Consider the following 14,581-nt stretch of genomic DNA (forward strand, 5'->3'; position numbering starts at 1 on the left):
TCCGGCTTATCGATTGCTGGTGACACTATTCTGCGAAATAATGGGCCTTGCCGGAATGGCCATTCGACGCAACACATTATTTCGCGGGGAGAAATGCATGGACCAGATCCACTTGATGAATGTGTTCGTGGCCGTCGGCGAGGAAGAAGGCTTTGCCGCGGCGGCGCGCCGCCTCGACCTGTCGCCGGCCGCCGTGACGCGCGCCATCGCCGGACTGGAGGAACAGCTGGGCGTGCGCCTGCTGATGCGCACGACCCGCAACGTGCGTCTCACCGAAGCGGGCCAGCGTTACCTGGACGACTCGCGCAGCATCCTGGCCAGCATCGAGGAAGCCAACGAAGCGGCGGCCGGGGTCAATTCCGCGCCGAAGGGCAACCTGTCGGTGACGGCATCCGTCCTGTTCGGGAAGATGTTCGTGATGCCGTGCATCCTGCGCTACCTGAACGAGTTTCCCCAGGTGGAGGTTTCGGCCCTGTTCCTGGACCGCGTGGTGAACCTGGTCGACGAAGGCATCGACGTGGCGGTGCGCATCGGCCACCTGCCCGATTCCAGCCTGAAGGCGCTGCGCGTGGGCCAGGTGCGCCGCGTGCTGTGCGCCGCGCCGGACTACCTGGCGCGGCACGGCATGCCGCAGCATCCGGCCGACCTGCTGCGCCACACCATCGTCGCCGCCGCCGGCATCTCGCCGCGGGTCGAATGGAAGTTCGGCGCCGTCGACGACCCCACGCTGGTGCGGCTGCGGCCCCGCCTCACGGTATCGAGCAACGACGCGGCCATCGAGGCCGCCGTGTCCGGCCTGGGCATCTGCCGGCTGCTGTCCTACCAGGTGGCAGAGGAAGTGAAAGCGGGCAGGCTGCGGATCATCCTTGCCGACTACGAGGAAGCACCGTGGCCGGTGCACCTGGTGCACCGGGAAAGCAAGTTCGGTTCGTCCAAGGTGCGCAAGTTCATCGACCTGCTGGCCGAGCACCTGCGCGCGCACCAGCATCTGCAATGAGCCCACGATCTAACCATTTCGCTTGACGCAATAATCAATTGAAGCTGGCGTAGTTTCCATGCGTTTTGCGGCTCCCTAGAATGGCCTCATCCGCTGCACATCGCGGCGGGCCAAACCTTGAAGGGAACACCATGAAAGCTGCCATCATCATCCTCTCCGATCCGAAAGCAGGCGAAGAAGCACTGGGCCGCATGTTCAACGGGCTTGCCGCCGCCTACGACTTCAAGCAGAAGGACACGGAAGTCGGCATCTATTTCCAGGGCACGGGCACGCGCTGGCCGGGCGTGCTGGCCAACCCGTCGCACCCGGTGCATGCGCTGTACAAGGAAGTGGAAGACCGGGTGGTGGGCATTTCGTGCGGCTGCGCCGACGTGTTCGGCGCCCGCGAGGAAGCGGAGAAGGCGGGCTTCGACCTGATCACGGATAACAGCGTGCCGGGGACTTCCGGCTTGCCGAGCATTGCGCGCATCGCGGCGGATGGCTACACGGTGTTCATGTTCTAAGGTTCTCTTCGCGGCGCGGCTGCCTGGCCGCGCCGCGATGTCCGGCGGCTGAAACTCGCCGCTGCGGCACGCTTTCCCCCTTCCTGCATTTCCCCTTGCTGCGTTCCCGTCGCACCCTCGGCTCGACCTCGAGGGTGCATCGCGCTGCTGCTTTACTGCTGCTCCACTGCTGCTCCATTCCTGATCCGGCGAGCGTCCGATCGTCCGGACGCCCGCCTCGGGTTCTGCTTACCTGACGATGAGCGTTACCCGCGCCACGGGGTTCATCCACCGGTACGTGGTGTGGTCCAGCACACTGTCGCCACTGGCAGCGCTGCCGACGATGCCGCGATGTACGTGCACATACCCTTCGGCGCTGGTATTGGCGAAGCCTGGCGCGCCGCGATGGAGGTCCGGTGCATCGTCGAGAAATGGCGGCAGCCCCAGTCCCGGCTGGCCGACGCCCGGGGCACTGGCCTGCGCTTCGTTGTTGGCCTCCGTGCCGGCATCGTAGCCGTTGAGCGTGTACACATACTTGCCCGGCTTGGTGGGAATCTCGATCGCGTTCAGGGCGGTAAAGGCATCGTTGGTGGGCACCAGCATCGCGAAGATGGACAGGCGCGTGTCGAGATTGCCCTTGCGCGGGGGGAGCATCGTCGTGGTGGTGTCCCCTGGCTTGAGCGGACCGGTGGCGGGATTCAGCACGGCGACCGAGCCGGCAGGCAGGCTTTCCGCCAGCGGTGCGATGTCGCCGATTTCGGCCAGCGCCTGCAGTTCGGGCGTTGCCGGCTTGCCTTCCGTGAAAGCGGTGTACTTGGCGGGGTGCGCGGCCACCAGGATCGGTGCGAACCAGGTGGCATGCGTGAGGTTCGTGACGCTGACGGTAACGCTGAGCGGGCGGATTCCGGCGGGGGATTTCATGTCCGCTTCGTCCGCATGCACGGGCATCGCCGCACCGGACGCCGCGAGCGCGCACGCGAGGGCGACGGCTGCGCGCAGTACTGGCTGGCGTGCCGCGGGAGTGGACTGGGCGTTGGTGGAAGAGACAGGGGCGACGCGTTCACCGAAAGCGAAAAACTTGTTCATGACATTCCTTTGCATGGCAGTGCCGGGGATCGGCGGTTGAGGGAGCTGCTGCTGCCGGCCGCATCCGGATGCGGGAAAACTGCCGACGCAAGTGAATTCGCCGGCACGCACCGAATGGTTACAAGGGAATGCAAATATTTTTTTGAAGGCGCGGTTCGCCCTTCGTGGAGGTCACCGCCGGGTGCTAATGCCGTTCAGATAAGCCCACCCCCAAAGGCAGATTCCGGGGTCAGATACCGTCTTGTTTTGCAAGGCCCGAATTCAAAAAATTCGGGTCGAATGGCTTGCCAGAGCAAACCACGCCGTAAATCAGATGAACCAGCTTGCGCATGACGGCGCCGGTGACGGCCTTGGGAGCCATGCCATTGGCGCTCAGGCGCTCGGCAAAGGTCTTCAGCAAGGTGTTGTACCGCTTGGCGACCATGCCAGGCATGTACAGTGCACTACGCAGATCATTGTTGCCGATCTTGCTCATGCTTGTCCGACCGCGCACTGATGTTCCAGAGCTTTTTTGCTTTGGACTGACTCCAATAAATGCCGCAAGTGCCTTGGCCGATCCGAAGCGCCTAATGTCACCAATGTGGCCCAGGACCTTAGCTATCGTAGTGCTGCCAATGCCCGGAATACTGCGCATCAGATCGGCGTCACGTTTCAGGCCAGGATGCCTGTCGATGTGATCGTCGATCTCCTTTTCCAGCTCGGTGATCTTTTGATCGAGCCATTTTACGTGCTCATCGACGTTTTTCACCAAGTCGCCCTGACCGGCAAAATCATGAGCTTCCATCCGGTTCTTTTCCTGTTGCCTGATGTCCTTGAGCGCAAGCAGCCGATCGCTCAAACCCTTGAGTTCACGCTGTTCCTTTGGAGGTGGCACCCAAACTGGCGGCCTCTTCGCAGCACAGAATCGGGCGATCAGCCCGGCGTCAATTTGATCGTTTTTGTTGCGGATGTTTTCGGACTGCCCAAAACCTTTGATGCAGCCTGGATTGATGACGCTCACCATGATGCCCGCATCGTGCAACCACAGAGCAAGCGGCTCGCTATAGACACCGGTCGCTTCCAGACACACGTGAGCGCTGTCTGGAGAGACCTTCTGCTTGACCAACCATTGAACCAGTTCCTGGTAACCCTCCGGCGTATTGCTGAGCGTCTTCGATTTCGCTTTGCCACTGACCAGCAGAACAATATCGAGCTTCTTCTTACTCACATCAACGCCAACTACCGGGGTTACTGCCATTTCCATCATTTCCTCTCTCGTATGCGGGCTTAGCGTAAGAACGCCGTCCCAAGATACCGTACGGACTTCAATGAAAAAACAGGCAAGGCCACCTATCTGACCCACAGGCTCGAAGCCTTAATCCCGAGCGGTGTGACCTTGCCTGGCCGGAACTGCAGCGGAAGTATCCACTGAATTGTCGGTATGCTCAAGATACGAGACCCGGCGGGTCTGACCCCAGCCCTTCGCCGTTGGGGTGAATGCATGCGCTTTCAATGTTTCGGGTAATGCTTAACTTAACGGCATTACCGCCGGGTACGGATTTTCTCGAATGGAGAAGGGCGGCCTACCAAGCCAGTACCGCACGGCCGATGAGGGCGCCCACGGCGGTAGGGATCAGGATGCCGAGCAGGTACCAGAACGCCACGAAGCTCGGCGCCAGTTCCGGGCAATGCAGGCAGTACAGCAGCGCCGCCGTGGCGCCCGCCGCGAAACCGGCAATGGCGCCCGCAAGCCGGAGCCGGGTGGGGGCGAGCCCGCGCATCACGTTCAGCATGGCCGCGAAGATCGGCAGGGCCAGCAGTGCGATCAGGAAGGGGCAGCTGCGCCACGTGCTGCCCCAGAACTGCTGTGCGCGGGTGTCCGTGTCGGCAACGAGCAGCGTGGCCGCGGCGGCGATCGCCATCACCACCAGCGGGGCTGCCAGCAGCCAGGGCAGGCCGCCGAAGCGGGCCCCGGGAATGGCCGCGATGCTGGCCGCACGCAGGCCAGCGGTGGCAAGGGCGGCAACGAAGGCGCACTTGAGCCAGAAAAGCGGTGCGCCGGCCCACTGTTCCAGGTGTGGCCGCACGCCCAGCGTGGCCGCCATCAGTACCGCGCTCAGCACCGCGGCCATGGCCACCGGCGCCCACGTGAGCAGGGAAGGGCGCCGGTGCACGGCGCCATCCTTTGCGAGCATCGCTATCAAATCGTCGGTTTGCATTATTTGATCCGTAGTTTTTCCGCAAGCGCCTTCAGGCCCCGGTGCACCGCCACCTTCACGCTGGCTTCCGAGATGCGCAGCGCAGTGGCGGTTTCCCGCACCGACCAGCCATCCACCTTGGTGTGCAGGATCGCCGCGCGCTGCTGCTCGGGCAGCAAGGTGAGCACCTTGTTCAAGTCGCGGCCGGCATCCGCCGCATCCGATGCCGCGCTCGAAAACAGTTCATGCTCGTCGTCGAGCGGATCGTTGAGCGCATCCTGGCGGGCATGCCGGCGCATCCAGTCTATCAGCTTGTACTTGGTGATCGCATACATCCAGGACGTCAGCGGCGCCGCCGGGTCATAGGTGTGGCGCTGGTTGTGGATCGCCAGCAGCGATTCCTGGACGAGGTCTTCCACCTCATCCGGCCATTTCTGCATGCGCCGCCGCAGGAATGCGCGCAAGTGAGTGGCGGCGGTCTGCAGGAACAGGCGGTAAAGCGGCATCATTGCCTTCCATTCCCTTCGATATCAGGGCCTTCAAATGCGTTTCCGTGGTTTGCAGGGCCGCTCGAGGGGACATTCGGTGCACGTTGGTGTGGCTTTGAAGTGAGAGAGGGCGAATGCACTTCCTCTGGTTTGCAAGAGGATGATAACTTATTTGCAACTTCGATAATAGTTGTGGCTGGCCCAATCCGGTCGAAGCTGGGCGCATGGTGATCGGCTGTACGGGGAATCATCATCCGACTTTCCTCAGCGTTACGCCGCGTGTCGCAGCGGCAGCGAACCAGATAAGGCGCCAGCGCGGTTCTTGCATAAAGGTCATCGCTATATTGCAAGGGTAGCGAAATGAATGCGGGGGTATTGCAGAGTCGAATCGGCTTTGCTATAGTTCTGTCCCTCGCAGCGAACAACGACGCAGCGAGCGGTGGAAAGCGCAGGGATGGATACTGAGGCTGGAAACTGAGGGGTTGACGAGATGCACGAAACACCTGATAATCTCGCTTCTCTGCTGCTGACAAACACAACGATTTGTCGACAATGTGGCAAGGCCTTCAAGGGCAGAATTCTTTAACAATCAACAGTCGATAAGTGTGGGCGTTTGATGTGATGTGCCTCCCGGACTTCGGTCCGGAATGCTCAAAATATAGCAACAAACGTCTGCACAAGAAATAAACGTAATCATCTTCGGATGATTCGTCAGTATTCTTGAGTAGATGACCTCCGATAGCAGTATCGGAAAAACAGAGATTAAACTGAAGAGTTTGATCCTGGCTCAGATTGAACGCTGGCGGCATGCTTTACACATGCAAGTCGAACGGCAGCGCGGGCTTCGGCCTGGCGGCGAGTGGCGAACGGGTGAGTAATATATCGGAACGTGCCCAAGAGTGGGGGATAACGTAGCGAAAGTTACGCTAATACCGCATACGATCTATGGATGAAAGCAGGGGACCGCAAGGCCTTGTGCTCCTGGAGCGGCCGATATCTGATTAGCTAGTTGGTGAGGTAAAGGCTCACCAAGGCGACGATCAGTAGCTGGTCTGAGAGGACGACCAGCCACACTGGAACTGAGACACGGTCCAGACTCCTACGGGAGGCAGCAGTGGGGAATTTTGGACAATGGGGGCAACCCTGATCCAGCAATGCCGCGTGAGTGAAGAAGGCCTTCGGGTTGTAAAGCTCTTTTGTCAGGGAAGAAAAGGGTACGGCTAATATCCGTGCCTCATGACGGTACCTGAAGAATAAGCACCGGCTAACTACGTGCCAGCAGCCGCGGTAATACGTAGGGTGCAAGCGTTAATCGGAATTACTGGGCGTAAAGCGTGCGCAGGCGGTTTTGTAAGTCTGTCGTGAAATCCCCGGGCTTAACCTGGGAATGGCGATGGAGACTGCAAGGCTAGAGTTTGGCAGAGGGGGGTAGAATTCCACGTGTAGCAGTGAAATGCGTAGAGATGTGGAGGAACACCGATGGCGAAGGCAGCCCCCTGGGTCAAGACTGACGCTCATGCACGAAAGCGTGGGGAGCAAACAGGATTAGATACCCTGGTAGTCCACGCCCTAAACGATGTCTACTAGTTGTTGGGTCTTAATTGACTTAGTAACGCAGCTAACGCGTGAAGTAGACCGCCTGGGGAGTACGGTCGCAAGATTAAAACTCAAAGGAATTGACGGGGACCCGCACAAGCGGTGGATGATGTGGATTAATTCGATGCAACGCGAAAAACCTTACCTACCCTTGACATGTCAGGAATCCTGGAGAGATCTGGGAGTGCCCGAAAGGGAACCTGAACACAGGTGCTGCATGGCTGTCGTCAGCTCGTGTCGTGAGATGTTGGGTTAAGTCCCGCAACGAGCGCAACCCTTGTCATTAGTTGCTACGAAAGGGCACTCTAATGAGACTGCCGGTGACAAACCGGAGGAAGGTGGGGATGACGTCAAGTCCTCATGGCCCTTATGGGTAGGGCTTCACACGTCATACAATGGTACATACAGAGGGCCGCCAACCCGCGAGGGGGAGCTAATCCCAGAAAGTGTATCGTAGTCCGGATTGTAGTCTGCAACTCGACTGCATGAAGTTGGAATCGCTAGTAATCGCGGATCAGCATGTCGCGGTGAATACGTTCCCGGGTCTTGTACACACCGCCCGTCACACCATGGGAGCGGGTTTTACCAGAAGTAGGTAGCTTAACCGCAAGGAGGGCGCTTACCACGGTAGGATTCGTGACTGGGGTGAAGTCGTAACAAGGTAGCCGTATCGGAAGGTGCGGCTGGATCACCTCCTTTCTAGAGTCGGCACTGATCGCAAGGTCGTGCATCAAACGCTCACACTTATCGACTGTCGAATGAAGAAGAAACAGTAGCACCGCTAGTATGAATGCGGGTCTGTAGCTCAGCTGGTTAGAGCACCGTGTTGATAACGCGGGGGTCGTTGGTTCGAGCCCAACCAGACCCACCACGTATCAAGCACAAGTAATTCCCTGGGGGATTAGCTCAGCTGGGAGAGCACCTGCTTTGCAAGCAGGGGGTCGTCGGTTCGATCCCGTCATCCTCCACCACGCATTACTCGAGATATTAAACATAAGCGTGACGAGTTCACTTTTATGTTTAGTCTTTTAGAGACTACTGCTGTTTCGTTCTTTAACAATCTGGAAGAAGTAAAGTTTTATTAAGCGTATTCAGCAATGAATACACTTAGGGTAGTGTTCCGAAAGGAACGCATACAAAAACTCATCAAACACAGTAGTAAATGCTTGAAGCTATAGCCGTCAAGGTTATAGGGACAAGTGAATAAGTGCACATGGTGGATGCCTTGGCGATTACAGGCGATGAAGGACGTAGAAGTCTGCGATAAGCTTCGGGGAGCTGACAAACGAGCATTGATCCGAAGATTTCCGAATGGGGAAACCCGGCCTTATAGGTCATCACTCACTGAATACATAGGTGTGTGAAGCGAACGCGGCGAACTGAAACATCTAAGTAGCTGCAGGAAAAGAAATCAACCGAGATTCCCAAAGTAGTGGCGAGCGAAATGGGAAGAGCCTGCATGTGATAGTCGGACTGGTAGTGGAACGCATTGGAAACTGCGGCCATAGCGGGTGATAGCCCCGTACGCGAAACCAGACCGGTGGTACTAAGCATGCGACAAGTAGGGCGGGACACGAGAAATCCTGTCTGAATATGGGGGGACCATCCTCCAAGGCTAAATACTCGTAATCGACCGATAGTGAACCAGTACCGTGAGGGAAAGGCGAAAAGAACCCCGGGAGGGGAGTGAAATAGATCCTGAAACCGTGTGCATACAAACAGTCGGAGCGGACTTGTTCCGTGACGGCGTACCTTTTGTATAATGGGTCAGCGACTTACATTCAGTAGCGAGGTTAACCGAATAGGGGAGCCGCAGAGAAATCGAGTCCGAACAGGGCGCTAGTTGCTGGGTGTAGACCCGAAACCAAGTGATCTATCCATGGCCAGGTTGAAGGTGCGGTAACACGCACTGGAGGACCGAACCCACTAATGTTGAAAAATTAGGGGATGAGCTGTGGATAGGGGTGAAAGGCTAAACAAACTTGGAAATAGCTGGTTCTCTCCGAAAACTATTTAGGTAGTGCCTCAAGTATCACCATCGGGGGTAGAGCACTGTTATGGCTAGGGGGTCATCGCGACTTACCAAACCATTGCAAACTCCGAATACCGATGAGTGCGAGCTTGGGAGACAGACATCGGGTGCTAACGTCCGGTGTCAAGAGGGAAACAACCCAGACCGCCAGCTAAGGTCCCAAAGATTGGCTAAGTGGAAAACGAAGTGGGAAGGCTAAAACAGTCAGGATGTTGGCTTAGAAGCAGCCATCATTTAAAGAAAGCGTAATAGCTCACTGATCGAGTCGTCCTGCGCGGAAGATGTAACGGGGCTAAGCCAGTCACCGAAGCTGCGGATATGCATTTATGCATATGGTAGGAGAGCGTTCTGTAAGCCTGCGAAGGTGTCTTGTAAAGGATGCTGGAGGTATCAGAAGTGCGAATGCTGACATGAGTAGCGATAATGCGGGTGAAAAGCCCGCACGCCGTAAGCCCAAGGTTTCCTGTTCAACGTTCATCGGAGCAGGGTGAGTCGGCCCCTAAGGCGAGGCAGAGATGCGTAGCTGATGGGAAGCAGGTTAATATTCCTGCACCGTCGTATGATGCGATGGGGGGACGGATCGCGGAAGGTTGTCTGACTGTTGGAATAGTCAGTTTCTGGTTCATAGAAGGTGCTTAGGCAAATCCGGGCACATAATTCAAGGGACTGGGACGAGCGCCCATGTGGTGCGAAGCAATCGGAAGTGGTTCCAAGAAAAGCCTCTAAGCTTCAGTCATACGAGACCGTACCGCAAACCGACACAGGTGGGCGAGATGAGTATTCTAAGGCGCTTGAGAGAACTCGGGAGAAGGAACTCGGCAAATTGGTACCGTAACTTCGGGAAAAGGTACGCCCCAGTAGCTTGACCACTTTACTGTGGAAGGGTGACAGGGTTGCAATAAAATGGTGGCTGCGACTGTTTAATAAAAACACAGCACTCTGCAAACACGAAAGTGGACGTATAGGGTGTGACGCCTGCCCGGTGCTGGAAGATTAAATGATGGGGTGCAAGCTCTTGATTGAAGTCCCAGTAAACGGCGGCCGTAACTATAACGGTCCTAAGGTAGCGAAATTCCTTGTCGGGTAAGTTCCGACCTGCACGAATGGCGTAACGATGGCCACACTGTCTCCTCCCGAGACTCAGCGAAGTTGAAGTGTTTGTGATGATGCAATCTACCCGCGGCTAGACGGAAAGACCCCATGAACCTTTACTGTAGCTTTGCATTGGACTTTGAACCAATCTGTGTAGGATAGGTGGGAGGCTTTGAAGCGGGGACGCCAGTTCTCGTGGAGCCAACCTTGAAATACCACCCTGGTTTGTTTGAGGTTCTAACCTTGGTCCGTTATCCGGATCGGGGACAGTGCATGGTAGGCAGTTTGACTGGGGCGGTCTCCTCCTAAAGTGTAACGGAGGAGTTCGAAGGTACGCTAGGTACGGTCGGACATCGTGCTAATAGTGCAATGGCATAAGCGTGCTTAACTGCGAGACCGACAAGTCGAGCAGGTACGAAAGTAGGACATAGTGATCCGGTGGTTCTGTATGGAAGGGCCATCGCTCAACGGATAAAAGGTACTCTGGGGATAACAGGCTGATTCCTCCCAAGAGTTCATATCGACGGGGGAGTTTGGCACCTCGATGTCGGCTCATCACATCCTGGGGCTGTAGCCGGTCCCAAGGGTATGGCTGTTCGCCATTTAAAGTGGTACGTGAGCTGGGTTTAAAACGTCGTGAGACAGTTTGGTCCCTATCTGCCGTGGGCGTTGGAAATTTGAAGGGGGCTGCTCCTAGTACGAGAGGACCGGAGTGGACGAACCTCTGGTGTACCGGTTGTCACGCCAGTGGCATTGCCGGGTAGCTAAGTTCGGAAGAGATAACCGCTGAAAGCATCTAAGCGGGAAACTTGCCTTGAGATGAGATTTCCCGGAGCCTTGAGCTCCTTGAAGGGTCGTTCGAGACCAGGACGTTGATAGGTCAGGTGTGGAAGTGCAGTAATGCATTAAGCTAACTGATACTAATTGCCCGTACGGCTTGTCCCTATAACCTTGACGGTTATGAATCAATGATGATTCCTCGCATTTACTCTTTGATGAGAGTTACCCTCGCTTTACTTCTTCCGGATTGAGCAGTGACGTTGCCCCATAGGGAACGGCACTGTGTACAAGTCATGCCTGATGACCATAGCAAGTCGGTCCCACCCCTTCCCATCCCGAACAGGACCGTGAAACGACTTTGCGCCGATGATAGTGCTGCAACCAGTGTGAAAGTAGGTTATCGTCAGGCTGTTATACCGAGAAAAGCCCACCAGTGATCTGGTGGGCTTTTTCCATTTGTGCTTCGTGTTTTGTAATGCGCCGCGGACTTGGCTCGGCGTCTCGGGTTTTTTTGCTCCGCCGGGCACTGCCCGACGTCGCTCCACTCACAGGACCGTGAAACGACTTTGCGCCGATGATAGTGCTGCAACCAGTGTGAAAGTAGGTTATCGTCAGGCTGTTATATAGAGAAACCCCCGTCCAGTGATCTGGCGGGGGTTTTTTGCTTTCCAGCACCTGTTTTGGTTACAAACAAAAACCGGGGACAGGCTCCGATTTCGCCACGAAAGCTGTAGCGAAACCAGTGACAGGCTCCGATTTCGTCGCGAAAGTTGCAAGGAAACGGTGACGGACTCCAACTGCGAACAGCCTTTCGAAAACAATCGGAGCCTGTCACCGGTTTTCAGGAAGTTTTCGAAAATAATCGGAGCCTGTCCCCGGTTTTTCGGGGCGACCAGGCGCATGGGAAGACCGGTGTCCGACACACGAAGGATGTCCGGCACCAGAGTCATCGATCGACGGGGATTGGCTACGGGATCAGCTTCCGGAAGAACACCACGCGTTCGGTCTCCTCGAAGCCCAGCGCGCGGTGCATGGCCTGGCTGGCCTGGTTGTCGAGCAGGGCGTCCGACGCCAGTTCGGTGCAGGCGCAGGCCTTGGCCCAGGTGACGACCGCGGCGACCAGCAAGGTGCCGATGCCGTGCCGGCGGAAGGCCGGCGCGACATAGATGCCTTCGACGAATGCCACCGGCGAGGTATCGGTGCCGTTGACGTAATCCGTTCGAAGCGCGGCTTCCACGAAGCCGGCCGGCTGCCTGTCGTCTTCATACGCGACCAGCTGGAAGAACCTGCCCGGCTGATCGAGGAGAATCTGCATCTCGGCCAGGTGTTCGTCCGGAGAACCTTCCGGCCAAAGCTGCCGCCGCAGGGCGAGCCAGCCATTCTGGCCCGTGGAAGTGCATTGAACCAGCTGCATGGTGGACCTTTCGCGTGTTGCGGGCTCGTCGGCTTTCGGTCATCAGCTTACACCACGCCGCACGCTTCAGGTCCCGCCCGGCCCGCCCGCGCCCAATCGATTACACTGCGCAGCCAACCCGATCACCGATTTACAACACAAACTCACAGCCTCGGCTTACAACACCGTGCATTACCCAGACCGCCCCGTTCCCCGACCCCTGCCTGCCGCACGCCATCAGCCCGGAGGCCTGGATGCCTGACCTCGGCAAAGCCCGCATCGCCGTCATGTCCGTGTTGTTCTGCAATGGCGTGATCTACGCTTCCTGGGGGACCCACGTGCCGACGATCAAGGACAAGTTTTCGCTGTCCGAAGCCAACCTGTCCCTGTCGATGCTGGCGGTCGCGCTGGGCGGCATCCTCATCATGGCCTGGGCCGGACGGTGGATCGCGAAGGTGGGCAGTGCGCGCGCCTCCGTCAACAGTGGCGTGCTGATGGCGCTCGCCGCCTTCGGCATCCTGCTGATGCCGCAGTACACGCTGCTGCTGTTCTGGCTGGCCCTGTACGGCGCCATGTCGGCGGTAAACGACGTGGCCGCGAACTCGCAGGCGGCCGTGATCGAAGCCACCTTCGAGCGCCCCGTCATCGGTTCGCTGCACGGCGCCTTCAGCCTCGGCGGGATGTTCGGCGCGCTCGTCTCCAGCGGCTGGCAGGCGATGCAATGGCCGAACCAGTGGCACCTGGCGGCCGTGTGCACGCTGTGCGCCGTGCTGACGCTGTCGACGGCGCGCTGGCTGCTGCCGGAGCCGGCGGCCGCTGCCAGTGAAGATGGCGGGGTGCACGGCGCGCAGCCATTGGCGCCGGCGGTCAGGCGCAAGCTGGTCGTGCTGGGTTGCCTGGCCTTTCTCGCGCTGATCGTGGAAGGGGCGATGTACGACTGGACCGCCGTGTACATGCGCGACGTCGCCTTGGCCAGCGGCGGTTTCGTCAGCGCCGGCTATGCCGCGTTCTCGATCGGCATGGCGACCGGGCGCTTCACAGGCGATCCGGTGCGCGCGCGCTTTTCCGAAGGTGCGCTGGTGGTGGCCAGCTGCGCGCTGTGCATCGCCGGGCTCGGATTGGCGCTGCTGCTGCCCGCAGTGCCCACCGCGCTGGCGGGATTCCTGGTGTGCGGGCTGGGTGTGGCGAACATCATTCCGGTGATGTTCTCGTCGGCCGGGCGCATCGCGCTGGCCAATGGCGTATCGCCGTCGACCGGGCTGGCCATTACCACGCGCCTCGCCTATGTCGGCTTGCTGGTCGGGCCGGTGATCGTCGGCTTCGTGGCGCACCGGTCCGACTTGCGCACCGCGCTGGCGCTCAGCCTTCTCGGTGTCGTGGCGATCGCCGTTGCGTCGCGCCGCGTCTTCGCGTTCGACGGACCTGCGGTGCCGCAGCCGTCACGCGTGTGACGGGAAGGCGGCGAACCGTTCCGCCAGCCGGTCGCGTTCGAAGGCCTGGGTGACAAAGTCGATGAAAGCGCGCGTTTTCGCCGGCAGCAGGGCGCGGCTGGCGTAGTAAAGGGAGATGGCGCCCGCATCGGCGTGCCAGCCGGGCAGTACGCGCACCAGGGTGCCTTGTTCGAGTTGGGGTAGTACGTCCGGCACGGCAAGCATGGCGATGCCGAGCCCCAGCAGGGCCGCTTCGCGCATGGCGGCCGGGTCGCTCAGCACGAGGGATGGGGAAGCCTCCATGGCCACTTCCTCCCCGGCGCCGTTGCGCAAGACCCAGGTGCGGATGCGGCCGTTCTGCAGGGAGCGCGAGGCAATCCAGTCCACTGTCCGGAGGTCCGATGGATGGGCGGGTTGCGCGCGTGCCTGCAGATAAATTGGCGAAGCCACCGCGATCACGTGCGCCGGGGCCAGCCGCCGCGCCACCACGCCTTGCCGCAATTCGAAGCCACCGCCGATCGCCGCGTCGTATCCCTCGCCCACCAGGTCCACCTGCCGGTTCTCGAAGTGCCATTCCGGGCGGATGCGCGGGAAGCGCGCCAGGAAATCGGGCAGCATCGGCATCAGCCAGCCCATGCCGATGCTGGGTGACATGCTCACCCGCAGCACGCCGGACGGCTCCAGCCGCTCGGTCGACACGGCTGCCAGCGCCGACTGCAGTTCTTCCAGGCTGCCGGCAATACCCTGGCGCAGTTCTTCGCCCGCCTCTGTCAGCGCCAGGCGCCGGGTGGAACGGTGGAACAGCCGCGCGCCCAGGTTTTTCTCCAGCATCGCGACATTGCGGCTCACCGCTGCCGGCGTCAGGCCGAGCTGGCGTGCCGCTTCCGAGAAACTGCCGGCATCGGCCGTGCGTATGAAGCATTCCAGGTTGCTGAGGGTTTCCATGCCAGGATTTTAAACGAATCGTTGAAAATAACTGAAGCGATAGGCGACTAATCAAGAAGGAATAAGAACGCGATAGTAGAGCC

General features: G+C 58.8%; 9 protein-coding genes, 2 tRNA genes and 3 rRNA genes. 8 read left to right on the forward strand and 6 right to left on the reverse strand.

The annotated features are described in order from the left end of the window. The first annotated feature begins 97 nt into the window (after positions 1–97). Both OU994_RS08160 and OU994_RS08165 read left to right on the forward strand, forming a co-directional pair. Positions 98–997: a LysR family transcriptional regulator gene (locus OU994_RS08160; RefSeq protein WP_281610346.1), complete on the forward strand. Its 900-nt coding sequence runs from the start codon at positions 98–100 to the stop codon at positions 995–997. 131 nt (positions 998–1,128) lie between these two features. Beyond that, positions 1,129–1,500: a DsrE family protein gene (locus OU994_RS08165; RefSeq protein ID WP_281610347.1), complete on the forward strand. Its 372-nt coding sequence runs from the start codon at positions 1,129–1,131 to the stop codon at positions 1,498–1,500. 228 nt (positions 1,501–1,728) lie between these two features. Here the strand turns inward: OU994_RS08165 and OU994_RS08170 are convergent, their stop codons facing one another. The 4 genes from OU994_RS08170 to OU994_RS08185 form a co-directional block, all read right to left on the reverse strand. Beyond that, positions 1,729–2,565: a spondin domain-containing protein gene (locus OU994_RS08170; protein ID WP_281610348.1), complete on the reverse strand. Its 837-nt coding sequence runs from the start codon at positions 2,563–2,565 to the stop codon at positions 1,729–1,731. 229 nt (positions 2,566–2,794) lie between these two features. Next, positions 2,795–3,811 (reverse strand): IS110 family transposase, encoded by a 1,017-nt coding sequence (locus OU994_RS08175; protein ID WP_281610349.1) that lies wholly within the window; start codon positions 3,809–3,811, stop codon positions 2,795–2,797. A gap of 316 nt (positions 3,812–4,127) precedes the next feature. After that, on the reverse strand, positions 4,128–4,763 hold the full coding sequence (locus tag OU994_RS08180) for a DUF1109 domain-containing protein (RefSeq protein WP_281610350.1): 636 nt from the start codon (positions 4,761–4,763) through the stop codon (positions 4,128–4,130). Next, positions 4,763–5,251 (reverse strand): sigma-70 family RNA polymerase sigma factor, encoded by a 489-nt coding sequence (locus tag OU994_RS08185; RefSeq protein ID WP_281610351.1) that lies wholly within the window; start codon positions 5,249–5,251, stop codon positions 4,763–4,765. Before OU994_RS08185 ends, OU994_RS08180 begins: the two co-directional genes overlap by 1 nt. Before the next feature lie 743 nt (positions 5,252–5,994). On the opposite strand from OU994_RS08185, the gene OU994_RS08190 reads away from it, so the two are divergent. From OU994_RS08190 to rrf, 5 genes are all read left to right on the forward strand, one after another. Next, positions 5,995–7,525 (forward strand): 16S ribosomal RNA (locus OU994_RS08190). A 95-nt stretch (positions 7,526–7,620) separates the two neighbouring features. After that, positions 7,621–7,697 (forward strand) — tRNA-Ile (locus OU994_RS08195). 24 nt (positions 7,698–7,721) lie between these two features. After that, a tRNA-Ala gene (locus OU994_RS08200) sits at positions 7,722–7,797 on the forward strand. Positions 7,798–8,019: 222 nt separating this feature from the next. Further along, positions 8,020–10,895: ribosomal RNA gene (locus tag OU994_RS08205) — 23S ribosomal RNA — on the forward strand. A gap of 131 nt (positions 10,896–11,026) precedes the next feature. Beyond that, positions 11,027–11,139: ribosomal RNA gene (gene rrf, locus OU994_RS08210) — 5S ribosomal RNA — on the forward strand. Together the 16S, 23S and 5S rRNA genes with 2 tRNA genes alongside form the textbook arrangement of a ribosomal RNA operon. Before the next feature lie 558 nt (positions 11,140–11,697). On the opposite strand, the gene aac(6') is transcribed toward rrf, so the two are convergent. Then, a complete protein-coding gene (gene aac(6') / locus OU994_RS08215; RefSeq protein WP_281610352.1) occupies positions 11,698–12,144 on the reverse strand; it encodes an aminoglycoside 6'-N-acetyltransferase in 447 nt (148 codons plus the stop codon). 233 nt (positions 12,145–12,377) lie between these two features. Between aac(6') and OU994_RS08220 the strand changes: the two genes are divergently transcribed. Then, entirely contained in the window at positions 12,378–13,574 is a 1,197-nt protein-coding gene (locus tag OU994_RS08220) for an MFS transporter (RefSeq protein WP_281610353.1), read from the forward strand. Here the strand turns inward: OU994_RS08220 and OU994_RS08225 are convergent. Then, a complete protein-coding gene (locus OU994_RS08225; RefSeq protein ID WP_281610354.1) occupies positions 13,563–14,498 on the reverse strand; it encodes a LysR family transcriptional regulator in 936 nt (311 codons plus the stop codon). The genes OU994_RS08220 and OU994_RS08225 overlap by 12 nt on opposite strands. Positions 14,499–14,581 lie beyond the last annotated feature (83 nt).

Source organism: Pseudoduganella sp. SL102, from assembly GCF_027856995.1.
Taxonomy (GTDB): domain Bacteria; phylum Pseudomonadota; class Gammaproteobacteria; order Burkholderiales; family Burkholderiaceae_D; genus Rugamonas; species Rugamonas albidiflava.

What these genes read in the sequence shown, in the direction of transcription:
- OU994_RS08160 (WP_281610346.1), top strand. Translation starts at nt 98, where the DNA reads ATGGACCAGATCCACTTGATGAATGTGTTCGTGGCCGTCGGCGAGGAA.
- OU994_RS08220 (WP_281610353.1), top strand. Translation starts at nt 12,378, where the DNA reads ATGCCTGACCTCGGCAAAGCCCGCATCGCCGTCATGTCCGTGTTGTTC.
- OU994_RS08170 (WP_281610348.1), bottom strand. Translation starts at nt 2,565, where the DNA reads ATGAACAAGTTTTTCGCTTTCGGTGAACGCGTCGCCCCTGTCTCTTCC.
- OU994_RS08175 (WP_281610349.1), bottom strand. Translation starts at nt 3,811, where the DNA reads ATGATGGAAATGGCAGTAACCCCGGTAGTTGGCGTTGATGTGAGTAAG.
- OU994_RS08185 (WP_281610351.1), bottom strand. Translation starts at nt 5,251, where the DNA reads ATGATGCCGCTTTACCGCCTGTTCCTGCAGACCGCCGCCACTCACTTG.
- OU994_RS08180 (WP_281610350.1), bottom strand. Translation starts at nt 4,763, where the DNA reads ATGCAAACCGACGATTTGATAGCGATGCTCGCAAAGGATGGCGCCGTG.
- OU994_RS08225 (WP_281610354.1), bottom strand. Translation starts at nt 14,498, where the DNA reads ATGGAAACCCTCAGCAACCTGGAATGCTTCATACGCACGGCCGATGCC.
- OU994_RS08165 (WP_281610347.1), top strand. Translation starts at nt 1,129, where the DNA reads ATGAAAGCTGCCATCATCATCCTCTCCGATCCGAAAGCAGGCGAAGAA.